Raw genomic sequence first — 13,055 nt, forward strand, 5'->3', positions numbered from 1 at the left:
CGGGCAACATCGCCTTCAGGTCTTCCGGCTCCCAAGCCCTGCCACACCCGTGGTCCCTCACCCAAACCAGTTGGATCACTACAGCGTGGCGAGAGAACCGAAGCGAAGATCAAGAGACCACAACTGTCGCCAGGCGGTTTCTCAGCGCGCCACTTGGCCGTAGCTATACGAGACCAGGGCCGCACAGAAGACTCTCTCGTCAGAACGCAACTGAGCAGCCCGACTCCTTCAGCCCATCGCCGTCCACACGGGTGGAACGTGTGCGTCAGGTGATGCAACGACGGGCGACTTGATCACGAATTACCGCGGCATGCGGATCGACCTTCGACTGTGTGGGTCACTTCGAGCGGCTCGGTACCTGTCACCGCAAGGGTGAGTCGGCGGTGGGCGTCAGCACGGACTCGGCGACATCGGCGATCTGGCTGATGTCGAAGCCTTCCATGTCGGCGCGGAACTCAGGGCTGGCCAGGTACGCCTGCAGCCGTTCCTGAACGTCGTCGGCGTCCCGGTAGGACACGAGGGCGTACAGCTGGGGCGCCTCACTCCCGGGAGCCGCGGGCACCGTCCAGACGCCGTGTGTGGCGATCCTGTGCTTGGCCATACCGGGAATGTGCTTGGACCAGATGTTCTCGTAGGCGACGAGCGCCTCAGGGCTGCGCAGTGTGTAGACACGAAGCTGGTACTGGGACATGAACTCTCTTTCCTTCTCTTCTGTGGCCGGAGCAAAGATCCCCATCCGCACGGCGGTTGGGAGGCTTCTCTCAGCCTTTTGCAAACAGGTTCGCCAGTGCGAGGTCCCAGTCGATGTGTCCGGACTCGGCACCCCGTGGCACAAGCGCCTCCGTGTTCTCCAGGAAGGCCTTGACGTCCTGCACGGGAACCTCGAGCAAGGCGGTGCCCGAGGGAGACCCGAGGGCGATGTACATCGCATGGTCACCACGGCCGACGGCCGGCCAGACCCGGACGTCCCCACAGCCTGCGGAACCCGTCAGGCCATCGGCCAGAAGATCACGCCCCAGGACCCATTCGGCCAGCTCGTCCGTGTCGGTGAAGAAGGCGGCACGGACGGCATAGGGATCAGTGGGCTCGTACCGCAGGCTCATGCGAGAACGGCGACACCCGCGACCGCCATGGAGAAAGCGGCGACAGTAACGCGCCTCGTGAGCTTCTTCATGGTCTTTCCTTCCCGATTGGTGCGATCTGCGCTATCGGCTGCATGCAGGCGAACTGCGGCGCCTGGCGTGGCCCGAGCAGACTCTTCCATACGGCGTATGGAAGTACTCCCTCAGAATTACCATACGGCGTATGGAACTGTCGAGGCGGCGATAATGGCCCGCACGGCCGGCAGCGGCATAAACAGCTCGACGTCCTCGCCCAGACCGCGTCGGCCGCCTGGACGAAGTCCGCCTGGCCTTCGAGAAGATGCTCACCTGAACCGACCATCTCGGGCTCTGCACCGCGGAGATCAGCCACACCGGCGAGCAACTTGCCAGCTATTCCCGGGCGTTCATCCACCTTTCCCTTTGGCGTGACCTTCGGACTCGACCACGTCCTGGGCTGAGCCCTCGCCCCTGAGAGACGAGCTGCCCGGGATTTCCGTCTCCGGAGCCGTGGCATGCGGGCGCCCGGGTCCGGCCCCATGCTGGAAACGAGGGGGGTGCGACAACGGAGGGAGTGGTGGGGATGCAGACCGTTGTGGATCTCACGCGCTGCCAGGGCTATGCCCAATGCGTGTTCCTCGCGCCGGAGGTGTTCCAGCTGCACGGGGAGGAGGGGTTGCTGTACGCCACGGCCGTACCCGACGACCAGATCGAGCGCGTACGCCAGGCCGCGGCGGCGTGCCCGGTGCAGGCGATCCTCCTCGGCGAGGAGGTGAGCGCCGGTGCCCGGTGCAGGCGATCCTCCTCGGCGAGGAGGTGAGCGCCGGTGCCCGGTGACCTCAAGGACGGCCGTATCGTCATCGTCGGCGCGTCGCTGGCCGGGCTCAGGGCCGCGGAGGCACTGCGCGAGGAGGGCTTCACCGGCTCACTGACCGTGGTCGGGGACGAGCCCCACCCGCCCTACGACCGGCCGCCGCTGTCCAAGCAGGTGCTGCTCGGCCAGGCGACGGCGGACACCACCGGGCTGCCGATGCGCCAGGACCCGGACGCCGAGTGGCGGCTGGGCGTGCGCGCCACCGGCGTGGATCTGCTCGCGAAACAGGTACTGCTGGAGGACGGCGAGTCACTGCCGTACGACCGGCTGCTGATCGCCACCGGGACCCGCGCCCGGCCCTGGCCCAACCCGGAGGAAGCCGCCCTGGACGGGGTGTTCACCCTGCGCACCCGCGAGGACGCCGGGGGACTGGCCGAGCGGCTGGCCGCCGGGCCGGAGCGCGTGCTGGTGATCGGCGCCGGCTTCACCGGCTCGGAGATCGCCTCGGCCTGCCGGGAACGGGGACTGGAGGTCACGGTCGCCGAACGCGGCCCCGCACCCCTGGTGGGCGCGCTCGGTGGCACCCTGTCGAAGCTCGCGGCCGTCATGCAGCGCAACCACGGCGTGGACCTGCGCACCGGGGTGACGGTCACCGCCCTGAACGGCAACGGCAGCTTCACCGGTGCGGAGCTGTCCGACGGCAGCCGTGTCGACGCCGACGTCTGCGTCGTGGCGCTGGGCGCGGTACGCAACGTCGAATGGCTGGCGCAGTCCGGGCTGGCGGCGGGCCCGCGCGGGATCGCCTGCGACGCAGGATGCCGGGCCTTCAACATGTACGGCATCGTCACCGACGACGTCTTCGTGGCCGGTGACGTCTCCCGCTTCCCCCACCCGCTGTTCGGCTACCAGATGCTCTCCCTGGAACACTGGGGCAACGCGGTCGCGCAGGCCCAGGTGGCGGCCCACAACATGGTCAATCCGGGTCCCCTGCAGCGCCCGCACCTGGCCGTCCCGTCGTTCTGGTCGACCCAGTTCGGGCTCAACATCAAGTCGGTGGGCGTGCCCACGTACTCCGACCACATCGTCATCGCCCAGGGCTCCCTGGAGGCGCGCCGCCTGGCAATGGTCTACGGCTACCAGGGACGGGTCACCGCCGCCGTCACCGTCGACATGGCCAAGTCGCTCGACTACTACACGCACCTCATCGAGACGGCTGCTCCGTTCCCGCCCCCGCTCGGCGCCCAGGACCGTGCGATCGCGGCCGACATCACGATCCCGTCCGACGTGCCGGACCCGAGCGGGCTGTCCCACGGCCCCACCGTCGCGCTCACCGGTCACCTGCCCGATCGACGACTGACGCTGGTGCAGCCCACCGGCTGACCCACGTCCCGCCCAACCACGAGGAGCCACCATGGACTCCGAGACCTTGCTGGCACGGATCACCGACTACGCCAGTCGCCCCAACCCCTACCCGCTGTACGCGGAACTCCGCGAGGCCGGCCCCGTGGTGCGGCAGGCGGACGGCAGCTATCTGGTCGGCACTTACCACGAGATCGCCGCTCTGCTCCACGACCCGCGGATGAGTGTCGACCCCCGCAGCCGTGGCGAAGTGACACACAAGCCGCCGTTCCTGCGGCTCGACGACCCGGAGCACCACAGGCTGCGCACCCTCGCCATGCGGCCCTTCGGCCCGCCGCACAGCCCGGGCCGGGTCGACGCCATGCGCGGCGAGATCGACCGGATCACCAAGGAACTGATGGAGTCCTTCGAGGCGGGCCGGCAGATCGACGTCGTCGACGATTTCGCCTACCCACTACCCGTCACGGTGATCTGCCGCCTGCTCGGCGTACCGCGCGAGGACGAGCCGCTGTTCCGGGCCTGGTCCGACGCTCTGGTCGCATCCGCCGACGTCAGGCCCGAGGAGGACACCACCGAGACGGACAAGGCGGGCGACCAGGCGCGCATCGAGATGGGCGGGTACCTGGTGAACCTCGCCGAACAGCGCCGCGGCAAGCCGAGCGACGACATGCTCTCCGCCTTCGTCAACGAACCGGACCCGGCCCTGCGGCTCACCCAGGAGGAACTCGCGGAAACCGCCGTGCTGCTCCTCATCGCGGGACACGAGACCACGGTCAATCTGATCACCAACGGGGTGCTCACCCTGCTGCGCCAACCCGAGCACCTGGACCATCTGCGCCGCGACCCCGACCTGCTGCCGCGAGCGGTGGAGGAACTGCTGCGCTACGAACCTCCGGTCCACATTCGTGAGCGCGTCCCGCTCGCCGACATCGACGTCGCCGGTACGCCGATCGCCCAAGGTACCCCCGTCGTTCTGGTGCTGGCCTCGGGCAACCGCGACCCCAGGCGGTTCCACGATCCCGACCGGTTCGACCCCACCCGCCCGGACAACGAGCACCTCGGCTTCGGCAGCGGCATCCACGTCTGCTACGGCGCACCCCTCGCCCGCATCGAAGCCCAAGCCGCGCTGGGCGCACTGCTCCCCCACCTCGGCACGGCACGCCTGGCCCAGGACCCGCCCCCCTACCGCCAGAACGCCATGCTCCGCGGACCCCGCCACCTGTCCATCCAACTCTGAGGCTGCGGGGCGGCGACAGCAGGCGAGAGAGACCAGCCACCCCGGTCCATGACGCAGGCCGCGGGAGCCGGTGCGCAGTCGGAGCCAGTCGGCCGGTGCGCGACAGGATCCTCTTCACGCTGCAGCGGGAAGGGGCCGCCGGGCGAGGTCACGGGCCTCATCCGGGGAGAGGCCGAGCCTGTGCAGGATCATCTCGGCCATTGCGCCTGCGGCCTGGTCGCGCTGTCGGCCTCGGGCTGGTTGCACCACAGCTCCATGAGCGCCAGCAGGCTGCCGTTCAGTACGGTCAGGGCGATCACCGGGTCGACCACGGTGAACCGGCCTGCGGCCACGCCCTCCTCCACGTCGCGCTTCGCCCGCGGAGCCAGTCCGTCACCGGCGCATATCCGACCGAGCTGGCTGTGACACAGGATCTGCATGATCTCCGGGTATGACTCGGCCAGGCGCGCGCTGAGCCGCACACCCCCAGCAAGGCGCTCGGCGGGATCATCGACGCCGTGCAGGCGTTCGTCGACGGCTTGGGCGTACTCCTCGAGCGCATCGGCCACGGCCGCGTCGAACAGGTCCGGCTTGCCCGTGAAGTGGTTGCAGAAGGAGCCGAGGCCCACGTCCGCGCGCTCCGCGATGGCATGGCTGCTGGCGTTGTGTCATCGCGCTGGCCGCCCCAACTGTCGGCCCTGGCCCACCAGTCCCGACTCTGCGGGGGCCGCGATGTGACAGTGCACGGTCACATTTGGGCATGTGGTCATTTTCGTGGGGCTTGACGATGAAGCCGTCGTATCTGACTATTTCATCAGAAGTGGACAAAGTGGTCCAAGGTTGGCAGGCGTCGTGCCGGTGGATCGCTCAACCGTCGGCGAGCTTGCGCGCTACATCGCACGCCCGGCGCGGCCGGTCCCGCCGGGGCGATCCTCAGCCCCCGGCCATCACCGTTCCACCACGGTCACAGATCGGGCCGACGCCGCGCATGCCGACGCTGTCTCACACTTCCGCACCGATGGGAAGAACCGGATGACGAACACCGACCACACGCCACTCGCCGAGCCGGTGAGTTCCCGAGAGATACCCGATGCGGCCATCGCGATGCTCGATGCGGAGGGGACCGTGGTGGGGTGGACGCACGCCGCCGAACAGCTTGTCGGGTACTCGGCCGGGGAAGTGGTGGGCCGGTCCGCCGCACACCTGCTGCCGCCCGCCGAGGACGCCCCGAGTGCTTCAGCGTTCGCCGAGCAGTGCCGTGCCCAGGATGGCTGGTCCGGCACCGTGACGGTCCGCCACCGCGACGGCCACGCCATCAAGATGACGCTGCGGATCTCGCTGCTGTGGGGGCAGGACGCCGGCACCCGGTGGCTGGTGTCCGTGACCGACATAGGCACCCTGTCCTCGGGGGCGTCCAACGGAGCTGTGCGGGAGTCGCTCCTGGCCCACGCACCGATCGGCATCGCTGTCCATGACCTGCAGCTGCGCTGTACCTGGGTCAACGACGTCATGGAGTGTCACGACGGCACTCCTCGTGAGCGACGGTTCGGACGCCGCCTGCGGGACTCACTGCCCGCCGTCGAGGCCGAAGCGCTCGAGGTGGTGATGCGGCAGGTGCTGGAGAGTGGCACCACCATGGTCCACGAGTACCGGGCGTGGTCGTCGACGGACCGGCGCCGGGAGCACGCGTTCTCGGCCTCGTTCTTCTGCCTCCTGGACGCGGACGGCACGGCATTGGCAGTGTGCTCCATGAGCGTGGACGTCACCGGCAACCGGCGGGCGCGCGAGCGCCTTGCCATCCTCAGCGAGGCCAGCACGCGCATCGGCAGCACCCTCGAGGTCATGCGGACCGGGCAGGAACTGGCCGACCTTGCCGTACCCCTGCTGGCCGACCACGCAATCGTCGACCTGATGGAGTCGGTTCCGTTCGGCGTGGATCCCTCGGCGGGGACCGGCACGGCGAACGGCCGCCCACCTGTGCTGCGCCGTGCCGGTGTGGCCTCCATCGACCCGGGAATCCTCACGTTGCCGTGGGTGCGCGAAGAGGTGATCCGCCCCTTCCCGACCTCGCTGTTCGCCACCGCCCTGCGCACGGGCAGGTCTTACCTGGAATCGGTGCTGGACACCCATTCAGGCCCCTGGGTCAGTCACGACCCGGTGCGGACGCAGAAGGTCCGTGACAGCGGCGTCCACTCTTTGATGGTCGTACCCATCCGTGCGCGGCGCTGCGTGCTGGGATTGGCGCTGTTCGCCCGCTCCACGGAACCGACGCCCTTCCAGGAGGACGACCTCCTCCTCGCCGAGGAGCTCGTCACCCGGGCCGCGCTCAGCCTGGACAACGCTCTCCAGTACGCTCGCCAACGCACTGCGGCCCTGACGCTCCAACGCGACTTGCTCCCCCACCATGTGGGAGGCGGCGCCGCCCTCGATGTGGCCTCGCGCTACGTGCCGGCTGACATGGACCACGGCGTGGGCGGCGACTGGTTCGACGTGATCAAGCTGTCTGGCGCCCGGGTGGCCCTCGTCGTCGGAGACGTGGTCGGACACGGCATCAACGCCGCGGCGACGATGGGCCGATTGCGCACCGCCGTCCGCACGCTCGCGGACATGGAATTGCCTCCCCATGAGCTGCTGGCGCACCTCGATGACACGGTCAGGCGGCTGAGCGAGGAAGATGCCGACGCTCCGGACCAGTTCCCCGCGGCGGTGGGCGCCACCTGTCTGTATGCCGTCTACGACCCCGTCACCCGGCGGTGCACGATGGCGCGGGCCGGGCATCCCCCGCCCGCGATCATCGATCCGCAGGGCCATGTCGCTTTCCCCGACATGCCCGCCGGGGCCCCGCTCGGCCTCGGCCTCGGTCTGGTCCCCTTCGAGTCCGTGGAACTGGAACTGCCCGAGGGAAGTGTCCTCGCGCTCTACACGGACGGTCTGGTCGAGTCCCGCGACGACGACATCGACGTGGGCCTGGATCGCCTGGGCGCCGCCCTGGCACAGACCGGTTCGTCCCTGGAAGACCTGTGCTCTCAGGTGCTCGAGACCTTGCCGACTCAGGCCCCGGTCGACGATGTCACCTTGCTCCTTGCGCGGACTCGCGGACTCGAACCGGCCCAGGTCGCCTCCTGGGAACTGCCGAACGAGCCGACCGCCGTCCGCATCGCCCGGCAGGCAGCCGCGCATCAGCTCAGCGAATGGGGGCTTGAGCATCTGGTGACCACCGTGAAGCTGATCGTCAGTGAACTGGTCACCAACGCCATCCGCTACGGCGGCGGCCCGATCCGCCTACAGCTCATCCAGCACCAGGTCTTGACGTGCGAAGTCTCCGACAGCAACACCAGCCACCCACGCCCCCGTCATCCCCACATCATCGACGAGAACGGCCGCGGTCTTTTCCTCGTCGCTCAGTTGTCCCGCAGGTGGGGGTCCCGCTCCGCAACGGACGGCAAGGTCGTCTGGGCCGAACAAGACCTGCCCTCCAAAGCCGTTGCGGTGTGACGCGCTGCCGACCGGGCGGCCGACGGCCGCCACAGCATGCCGATCTCTCGAGCCGCGGGCTCTCCCAAAGGAAGCCACAGAAGGAAGCCACGGATGGACATAGAGAATGTCAAGAACGCCTACTCGGCAGGCGCCTCCCAAGGATCGACGGGCGTCTCCGGTTCCGGTCCCAGCGGCGGGTTGCACGCCTGCGAAGGTCCGGCAGCCGCCGTGCTCGACAATCGAGGCGCGGTGGTGCGGTGGACCGGGGCAGCAGAGGAGCTGACGGGGTTCCGCGCCGAGGAGGTCTGTGGCCGCCCCGTGCGGGAACTGGTGGCCGACCTCCCGGACGACCTGCACGACGCGGAGATGCCGGCGTCCGGCCGGGTACGGCTGTGGCACCAGTGCGGCGACACCATCGATGTCACCTTCCGGACCACCAAAGTGGGGGGATCCGGCTCGGCGGAGGTCCTCGTCCTGGCGGCCCCTACACACCACGTCGCCGACCACGAGCAGGGCGCAGCGCTCCTGCGTGCACTGTCCGCACAGAACCGGATCACGATCGCTGTGCACGACACGCATCTCACCACCATTCAGACGAACGCCACGACGGGCATTCTCGACGGCCGTCCAGTACAGCCCGGTACTCGGCTGAGCGACGTGCTGTGCGCCAAGGACGCCGAGAACCTCGAGGCAGTACTGCGCCAGGTACTCGAGACGGGTGCCCCGGTGGTCCGCAGAAGCCAGCAAGTGAGCTGGCGGCACGATCCGGCGCGACAGCACGCGCTGTCGCTGTCCGCCTTCCGTCTGGAGGACGCGCGAGGACGCCCCACCGGGGTCGCGGCCCTGTACTTCGACAACGCCGACCAGATGCGCGCCCGCCGTCATCTGGATCTCGCCCGCGAGGTGGCCGAGCGAGTAGGAGGATCCCTGGATGTCGTGCGCACTGCGCAGGACCTTGCGGACGCTCTCGCACCTGCGTTCGGGGATCTCGCCGCAGTCGACCTTGCGCACTCCGTTTTCGACGGGGACGAACCGTCGAAGCAGCTGGGCGGTGGAGACACGGGCAACGCGGCCCTTGCGCCAGCCGGCGCGGTGTGGCCGGCCGGCATCAAGCGCGGCGAGTCCATCCCGCCCCTTCCCGACCACCCCCTGCTGCGCAGCTTCCGCCACGGCGAGCCTGTCGTCTTCGGCCCCGACGACTTCATTGCCATGGTCAGAGACCCGCAGCTGGTCGAGTATCTCGTCCCGAAGGACGCCCATTCGGTGATGGTGGCACCGTTGCATGCCCGCGGGCACACGCTCGGCGCCATATCGGCCTGGCGCTGCGGCCGATCCGACTCCTTCACCGAGGACGAGGCGGATCTCATGAAGCAGATCGCCTCGCGGGGTGCGCTCGCCATCGACAACGCTCGCCGTTACACGCGCGAGCACCGGGCGGCCGTGGCGCTGCAGCAGCGCCTCCTTCCCCCGGCCACGACCGACACTCCGGCAGCCGAGACCGCCGGCGTCTACCTGCCCGCAGGCGGGGGAGCGGACATCAGCGGCGACTGGTATGACGCCATTGCTCTGCCCTCTCTCCGGGTGGCCCTTGTCGCCGGAGACGTGGTCGGCCACGGCATGCCCGCAAGCGCCACCATGGGCCGCCTGCGCGCCGCCATCCAGACGCTCGCGGACCTGGAGCTCGAACCGGACGAGCTGCTCACCCGGCTCGCGGACCTGATCCAGCGCCTCGCGGCCGAAGCCCCATCCGGCGACCGCGACATCGTCGGCGGCACATGCCTGTACGCGGTCTACGACCCGGTCACCAGGCGCTGCACCATGGCCAGTGCCGGGCACCCGCCACCCGTCCTGGTCCAGCCCGACGGGACCGCCGAAGCAGTCGGGATCTCCCCGGGACCACCACTCGCCCTCAGCGGCATGCCGTACGAGACCACCGTGATCGACGTCGAGCCGGGCAGCGTCCTCGCTCTCTACACCGACGGCCTGGTCGAACGGGGCGATCGCGACATCGGCCAAGGCCTGCCGCGCCTGACGGAAGCCCTCGCCGCGCACTGCCGTCCGGATCGTGCCCTGGACGAAACCGGCCGGGCTCTCCTCGCCGACCTGGCAGACCAGGCCCCGCGCGACGACGCGGCCCTGCTGCTGGCCCGCACCCGCGCCGTCCCAGCGGCGGACACCGCTCACTGGGAGATCCCGGCCGATCCGGCCGCCGTCTCCCAAGCTCGAGAGTGGATAACCCGCCAACTCACCATGTGGGGCCTGGACGACCTCCTCTTCACCACCCAACTCATCGTCAGCGAACTGGTCACCAACGCCATCCGCTACGGCCGTCCGCCGATGGACCTCCGTCTGATTCGCCACCACGTCCTGGTGTGCGAGGTCACCGACTCCAGCAGCACCCAACCCCGCCTGCGGCGTGCCCGCACAACCGACGAGGGAGGACGCGGCCTGTTCCTCGTCTCTCAACTCGGCGGACGATGGGGCTGCCGCCATGGCCAGAACGGCAAGACGATCTGGTCCGAGCAAATCATCCAGGATTCCCCCTGAAGCTACGGCCCACCAAAGTGGGTAGAGGCAGAGTCACCCACAGCTCTGACGTGGACCCGGGGAACTCACGTCCCGATCCGCCCCGCTGCCGCCCCGGTGATCTCTTCGGGACTGGCGGTCCGCAACAGTTCGTTCAGCGCGCACTCCAGCTGCGCTCGGCGCGTGGACCGGTCACGGGCCGGCGCTTGCGCGATTGCCTCCTGCAAGTACTCCTCCGGGGTCTTCCCCTCGGCTGCTGCGCAACTCCGGATCCGCTCGTGGACCTCCTCGCTGATCGGAATGCTCATGAGGTACGCACGCCGCGGCTACCGCGTCATGCCCAAGGAGAACGCGGACGCCGACGGTTACCAGCGGATGATGTGCCCCGCCGAAGCAGGCAAGGCCCAGTGCCCCCTCAAACCGCACACCCTCGGCCGCGGCATCCAGCTCCCCCTCGTCGACCCGGAGCCCAGCCCAGCGGGCCCGCTCAAGGTCTGCCGCCGGCGCATGATCACCGTCAGCCCTGAAACCGGCGCCAAGCACTGTCAGGCCCTGGAGTACGGCGGACCGGAATGGCAGAAGATCTACTTCCGGCTCCGCAACAGCGTCGAGGGCTGCAACGGCTACGCGAAGAATCCACTGGCCGAGGGCATCGAAGCCGCGGGCTCACGCCGCATCGCGGCCCAGACGATCCTCTTGGCCTTCCAACTCGCCCACGCCAACCGCCGCAAGATCAAGAGCTGACTTGAGACGCTGGCGTTCGGCGGCGAGCGCCCCCGCCGCCGCACCCACCACCGGCCAACAACGAGAAACGGGCCCCACCAGGACTTTCGTCACTGGCGGAGACCCGTTTCGTCGGTTTCTCATGGTGTCCGAGGGGGGACTTGAACCCCCACGCCCGATAAAGGGCACTAGCACCTCAAGCTAGCGCGTCTGCCATTCCGCCACCCGGACAAGGTGTCTGTCGCGCGGGGTTTCCCTCGCGGCGACAGAGGAAACATTACCAGGCTTTCCAGGGCCCCTGATCACGCCCTGTTCCCGCGTGAACGGCGTGTGACGGGCCGGGACCGGCCTTGGGCACCGGCGGGGGTCGGAGGGAGGATGAGGGGGACCACCAGCAGTGACAGTGGGAGGAAGCAGCGTGAGCGAGTCGAACACGGCCAGGGGTGTCTCTGGCGAGGACGAGGTTGTGGACCTCTGTCGCGAGCTGATCCGGATCGACACCAGCAACTACGGGGACCACTCCGGGCCGGGCGAGCGCAAGGCCGCGGAGTACGTGGCCGAGAAGCTCGCCGAGGTCGGGCTGGAGCCGCAGATCTTCGAGTCGCACAAGGGGCGCGCCTCCACGGTGGCCCGCATCGAGGGCGAGGACCCCTCCCGGCCCGCGCTGCTCATCCACGGCCACACCGACGTCGTACCGGCCAACGCGGCGGACTGGACCCACCACCCGTTCTCCGGAGAGATCGCGGACGGAATGGTGTGGGGCCGCGGCGCGGTCGACATGAAGGACATGGACGCCATGACGCTGGCGGTCGTCCGGGACCGGCTGCGCAGCGGGCGCAAGCCGCCCCGCGACATCGTCCTCGCCTTCCTCGCGGACGAGGAGGCGGGCGGCACCTGGGGCGCGCGGCACCTGGTCGACAAGCACCCGGACCTCTTCGAGGGCGTCACGGAGGCGATCGGCGAGGTCGGCGGGTTCTCCTTCACGGTCAACGAGAAGCTGCGGCTGTATCTCGTGGAGACCGCCCAGAAGGGCATGCACTGGATGAAGCTGACCGTGGACGGCACCGCCGGGCACGGTTCGATGATCCACAAGGACAACGCGATCACCGAGCTGTCCGAGGCCGTGGGGCGGCTCGGCCGGCACAAGTTCCCGGTCCGGGTGACGAAGACGCTGCGGCACTTCCTCGACGAGCTCGGCGACGCGCTCGGCACCGAGCTCGACCCGGAGAACATGGACGCGACGCTCGCCAAGCTCGGCGGCATCGCCAAGCTCATCGGCGCCTCCCTGCAGAACACCGCCAACCCGACCCAGCTGGGTGCCGGGTACAAGGTCAACGTGATTCCGGGGCAGGCCACCGCGCATGTCGACGGCCGTTATCTGCCGGGGTACGAGGAGGAGTTCCTCGCCGACCTGGACCGGATTCTCGGACCGAGGGTCAAGCGCGAGGACGTGCACGCGGACAAGGCGCTGGAGACCACCTTCGACGGGGCGCTGGTCGACGCCATGCAGACCGCGCTGTCCGCCGAGGACCCGATCGCGCGCGCGGTGCCCTACATGCTCTCGGCCGGCACCGACGCCAAGTCCTTCGCCGACCTCGGCATCCGCTGCTTCGGCTTCGCCCCGCTGAAGCTGCCGCCGGAGCTGGACTTCGCGGGCATGTTCCACGGTGTCGACGAGCGGGTGCCGGTGGACGCGCTGCAGTTCGGCGTGCGTGTGCTCGACCGTTTCATCGACGCGTCGTGACGTGTTGACACCGGTATTCGCCCGCGCGTACGGAGATCACCCGGGAAGGGTGAATGCGACCATAAGCTCGTAGCTCTAGTACTCCCTCCTCGTTAC

The 13,055-nt window shown here is 69.0% G+C and carries 11 protein-coding genes and 1 tRNA gene; 7 read left to right on the forward strand and 5 right to left on the reverse strand.

What is annotated here, in order from left to right:
• Positions 1-361 precede the first annotated feature (361 nt).
• Complete coding sequence (locus OIC96_RS38460; protein ID WP_330303400.1) at positions 362-691, reverse strand: NIPSNAP family protein; 330 nt, start codon at positions 689-691, stop codon at positions 362-364.
• A 70-nt stretch (positions 692-761) separates the two neighbouring features.
• Complete coding sequence (locus OIC96_RS38465) at positions 762-1,103, reverse strand: SsgA family sporulation/cell division regulator (protein ID WP_330303399.1); 342 nt, start codon at positions 1,101-1,103, stop codon at positions 762-764.
• A 580-nt stretch (positions 1,104-1,683) separates the two neighbouring features.
• Between OIC96_RS38465 and OIC96_RS38475 the strand changes: the two genes are divergently transcribed.
• The 3 genes from OIC96_RS38475 to OIC96_RS38485 are packed head-to-tail and all read left to right on the forward strand — an operon-like array spanning position 1,684 to position 4,510.
• Positions 1,684-1,920: a ferredoxin gene (locus OIC96_RS38475; RefSeq protein WP_330303398.1), complete on the forward strand. Its 237-nt coding sequence runs from the start codon at positions 1,684-1,686 to the stop codon at positions 1,918-1,920.
• Positions 1,921-1,926: 6 nt separating this feature from the next.
• Entirely contained in the window at positions 1,927-3,294 is a 1,368-nt protein-coding gene (locus tag OIC96_RS38480) for an NAD(P)/FAD-dependent oxidoreductase (protein ID WP_330303397.1), read from the forward strand.
• Positions 3,295-3,325: 31 nt separating this feature from the next.
• Positions 3,326-4,510, forward strand: a complete 1,185-nt coding sequence (locus OIC96_RS38485; RefSeq protein ID WP_330303396.1) for a cytochrome P450 — start codon at positions 3,326-3,328, stop codon at positions 4,508-4,510.
• A gap of 188 nt (positions 4,511-4,698) precedes the next feature.
• Here OIC96_RS38485 and OIC96_RS38490 read toward each other — a convergent pair whose 3' ends face one another.
• The gene (locus OIC96_RS38490; protein WP_330303395.1) at positions 4,699-5,118 is read right to left on the reverse strand and encodes a hypothetical protein; all 420 of its coding nucleotides are present in this window, start codon (positions 5,116-5,118) and stop codon (positions 4,699-4,701) included.
• A 403-nt stretch (positions 5,119-5,521) separates the two neighbouring features.
• Between OIC96_RS38490 and OIC96_RS38495 the strand changes: the two genes are divergently transcribed.
• Together OIC96_RS38495 and OIC96_RS38500 are read left to right on the forward strand one after the other, a co-directional pair.
• Complete coding sequence (locus tag OIC96_RS38495) at positions 5,522-7,984, forward strand: SpoIIE family protein phosphatase (protein ID WP_330303394.1); 2,463 nt, start codon at positions 5,522-5,524, stop codon at positions 7,982-7,984.
• Positions 7,985-8,077: 93 nt separating this feature from the next.
• Positions 8,078-10,513: an ATP-binding SpoIIE family protein phosphatase gene (locus tag OIC96_RS38500; protein ID WP_330303393.1), complete on the forward strand. Its 2,436-nt coding sequence runs from the start codon at positions 8,078-8,080 to the stop codon at positions 10,511-10,513.
• Between the two features lie 65 nt (positions 10,514-10,578).
• Here OIC96_RS38500 and OIC96_RS38505 read toward each other — a convergent pair whose 3' ends face one another.
• Positions 10,579-10,800, reverse strand: coding sequence for a hypothetical protein (locus tag OIC96_RS38505; RefSeq protein ID WP_330303392.1), 222 nt, complete (start codon positions 10,798-10,800; stop codon positions 10,579-10,581).
• On the opposite strand from OIC96_RS38505, the gene OIC96_RS38510 reads away from it, so the two are divergent.
• Positions 10,799-11,236, forward strand: a complete 438-nt coding sequence (locus OIC96_RS38510) for a hypothetical protein (protein WP_330303391.1) — start codon at positions 10,799-10,801, stop codon at positions 11,234-11,236. The two genes, OIC96_RS38505 and OIC96_RS38510, sit on opposite strands and share 2 nt — an antisense overlap.
• Positions 11,237-11,358: 122 nt before the next feature.
• Here OIC96_RS38510 and OIC96_RS38515 read toward each other — a convergent pair.
• Positions 11,359-11,446, reverse strand: a tRNA-Leu gene (locus OIC96_RS38515).
• Between the two features lie 187 nt (positions 11,447-11,633).
• Here OIC96_RS38515 and OIC96_RS38520 point away from each other — a divergent pair.
• On the forward strand, positions 11,634-12,959 hold the full coding sequence (locus OIC96_RS38520) for a M20/M25/M40 family metallo-hydrolase (RefSeq protein WP_330303390.1): 1,326 nt from the start codon (positions 11,634-11,636) through the stop codon (positions 12,957-12,959).
• The last annotated feature ends 96 nt before the right edge of the window (positions 12,960-13,055 follow it).

This window comes from Streptomyces sp. NBC_00775, assembly GCF_036347135.1.
Lineage (GTDB): Bacteria > Actinomycetota > Actinomycetes > Streptomycetales > Streptomycetaceae > Streptomyces > Streptomyces lutosisoli.

Coding starts and splice junctions, on each gene's coding strand:
- OIC96_RS38500 (WP_330303393.1), top strand. CDS start 8,078: ATGGACATAGAGAATGTCAAGAACGCCTACTCGGCAGGCGCCTCCCAA.
- OIC96_RS38495 (WP_330303394.1), top strand. CDS start 5,522: ATGACGAACACCGACCACACGCCACTCGCCGAGCCGGTGAGTTCCCGA.
- OIC96_RS38510 (WP_330303391.1), top strand. CDS start 10,799: ATGAGGTACGCACGCCGCGGCTACCGCGTCATGCCCAAGGAGAACGCG.
- OIC96_RS38460 (WP_330303400.1), bottom strand. CDS start 691: ATGTCCCAGTACCAGCTTCGTGTCTACACACTGCGCAGCCCTGAGGCG.
- OIC96_RS38475 (WP_330303398.1), top strand. CDS start 1,684: ATGCAGACCGTTGTGGATCTCACGCGCTGCCAGGGCTATGCCCAATGC.
- OIC96_RS38485 (WP_330303396.1), top strand. CDS start 3,326: ATGGACTCCGAGACCTTGCTGGCACGGATCACCGACTACGCCAGTCGC.
- OIC96_RS38465 (WP_330303399.1), bottom strand. CDS start 1,103: ATGAGCCTGCGGTACGAGCCCACTGATCCCTATGCCGTCCGTGCCGCC.
- OIC96_RS38505 (WP_330303392.1), bottom strand. CDS start 10,800: ATGAGCATTCCGATCAGCGAGGAGGTCCACGAGCGGATCCGGAGTTGC.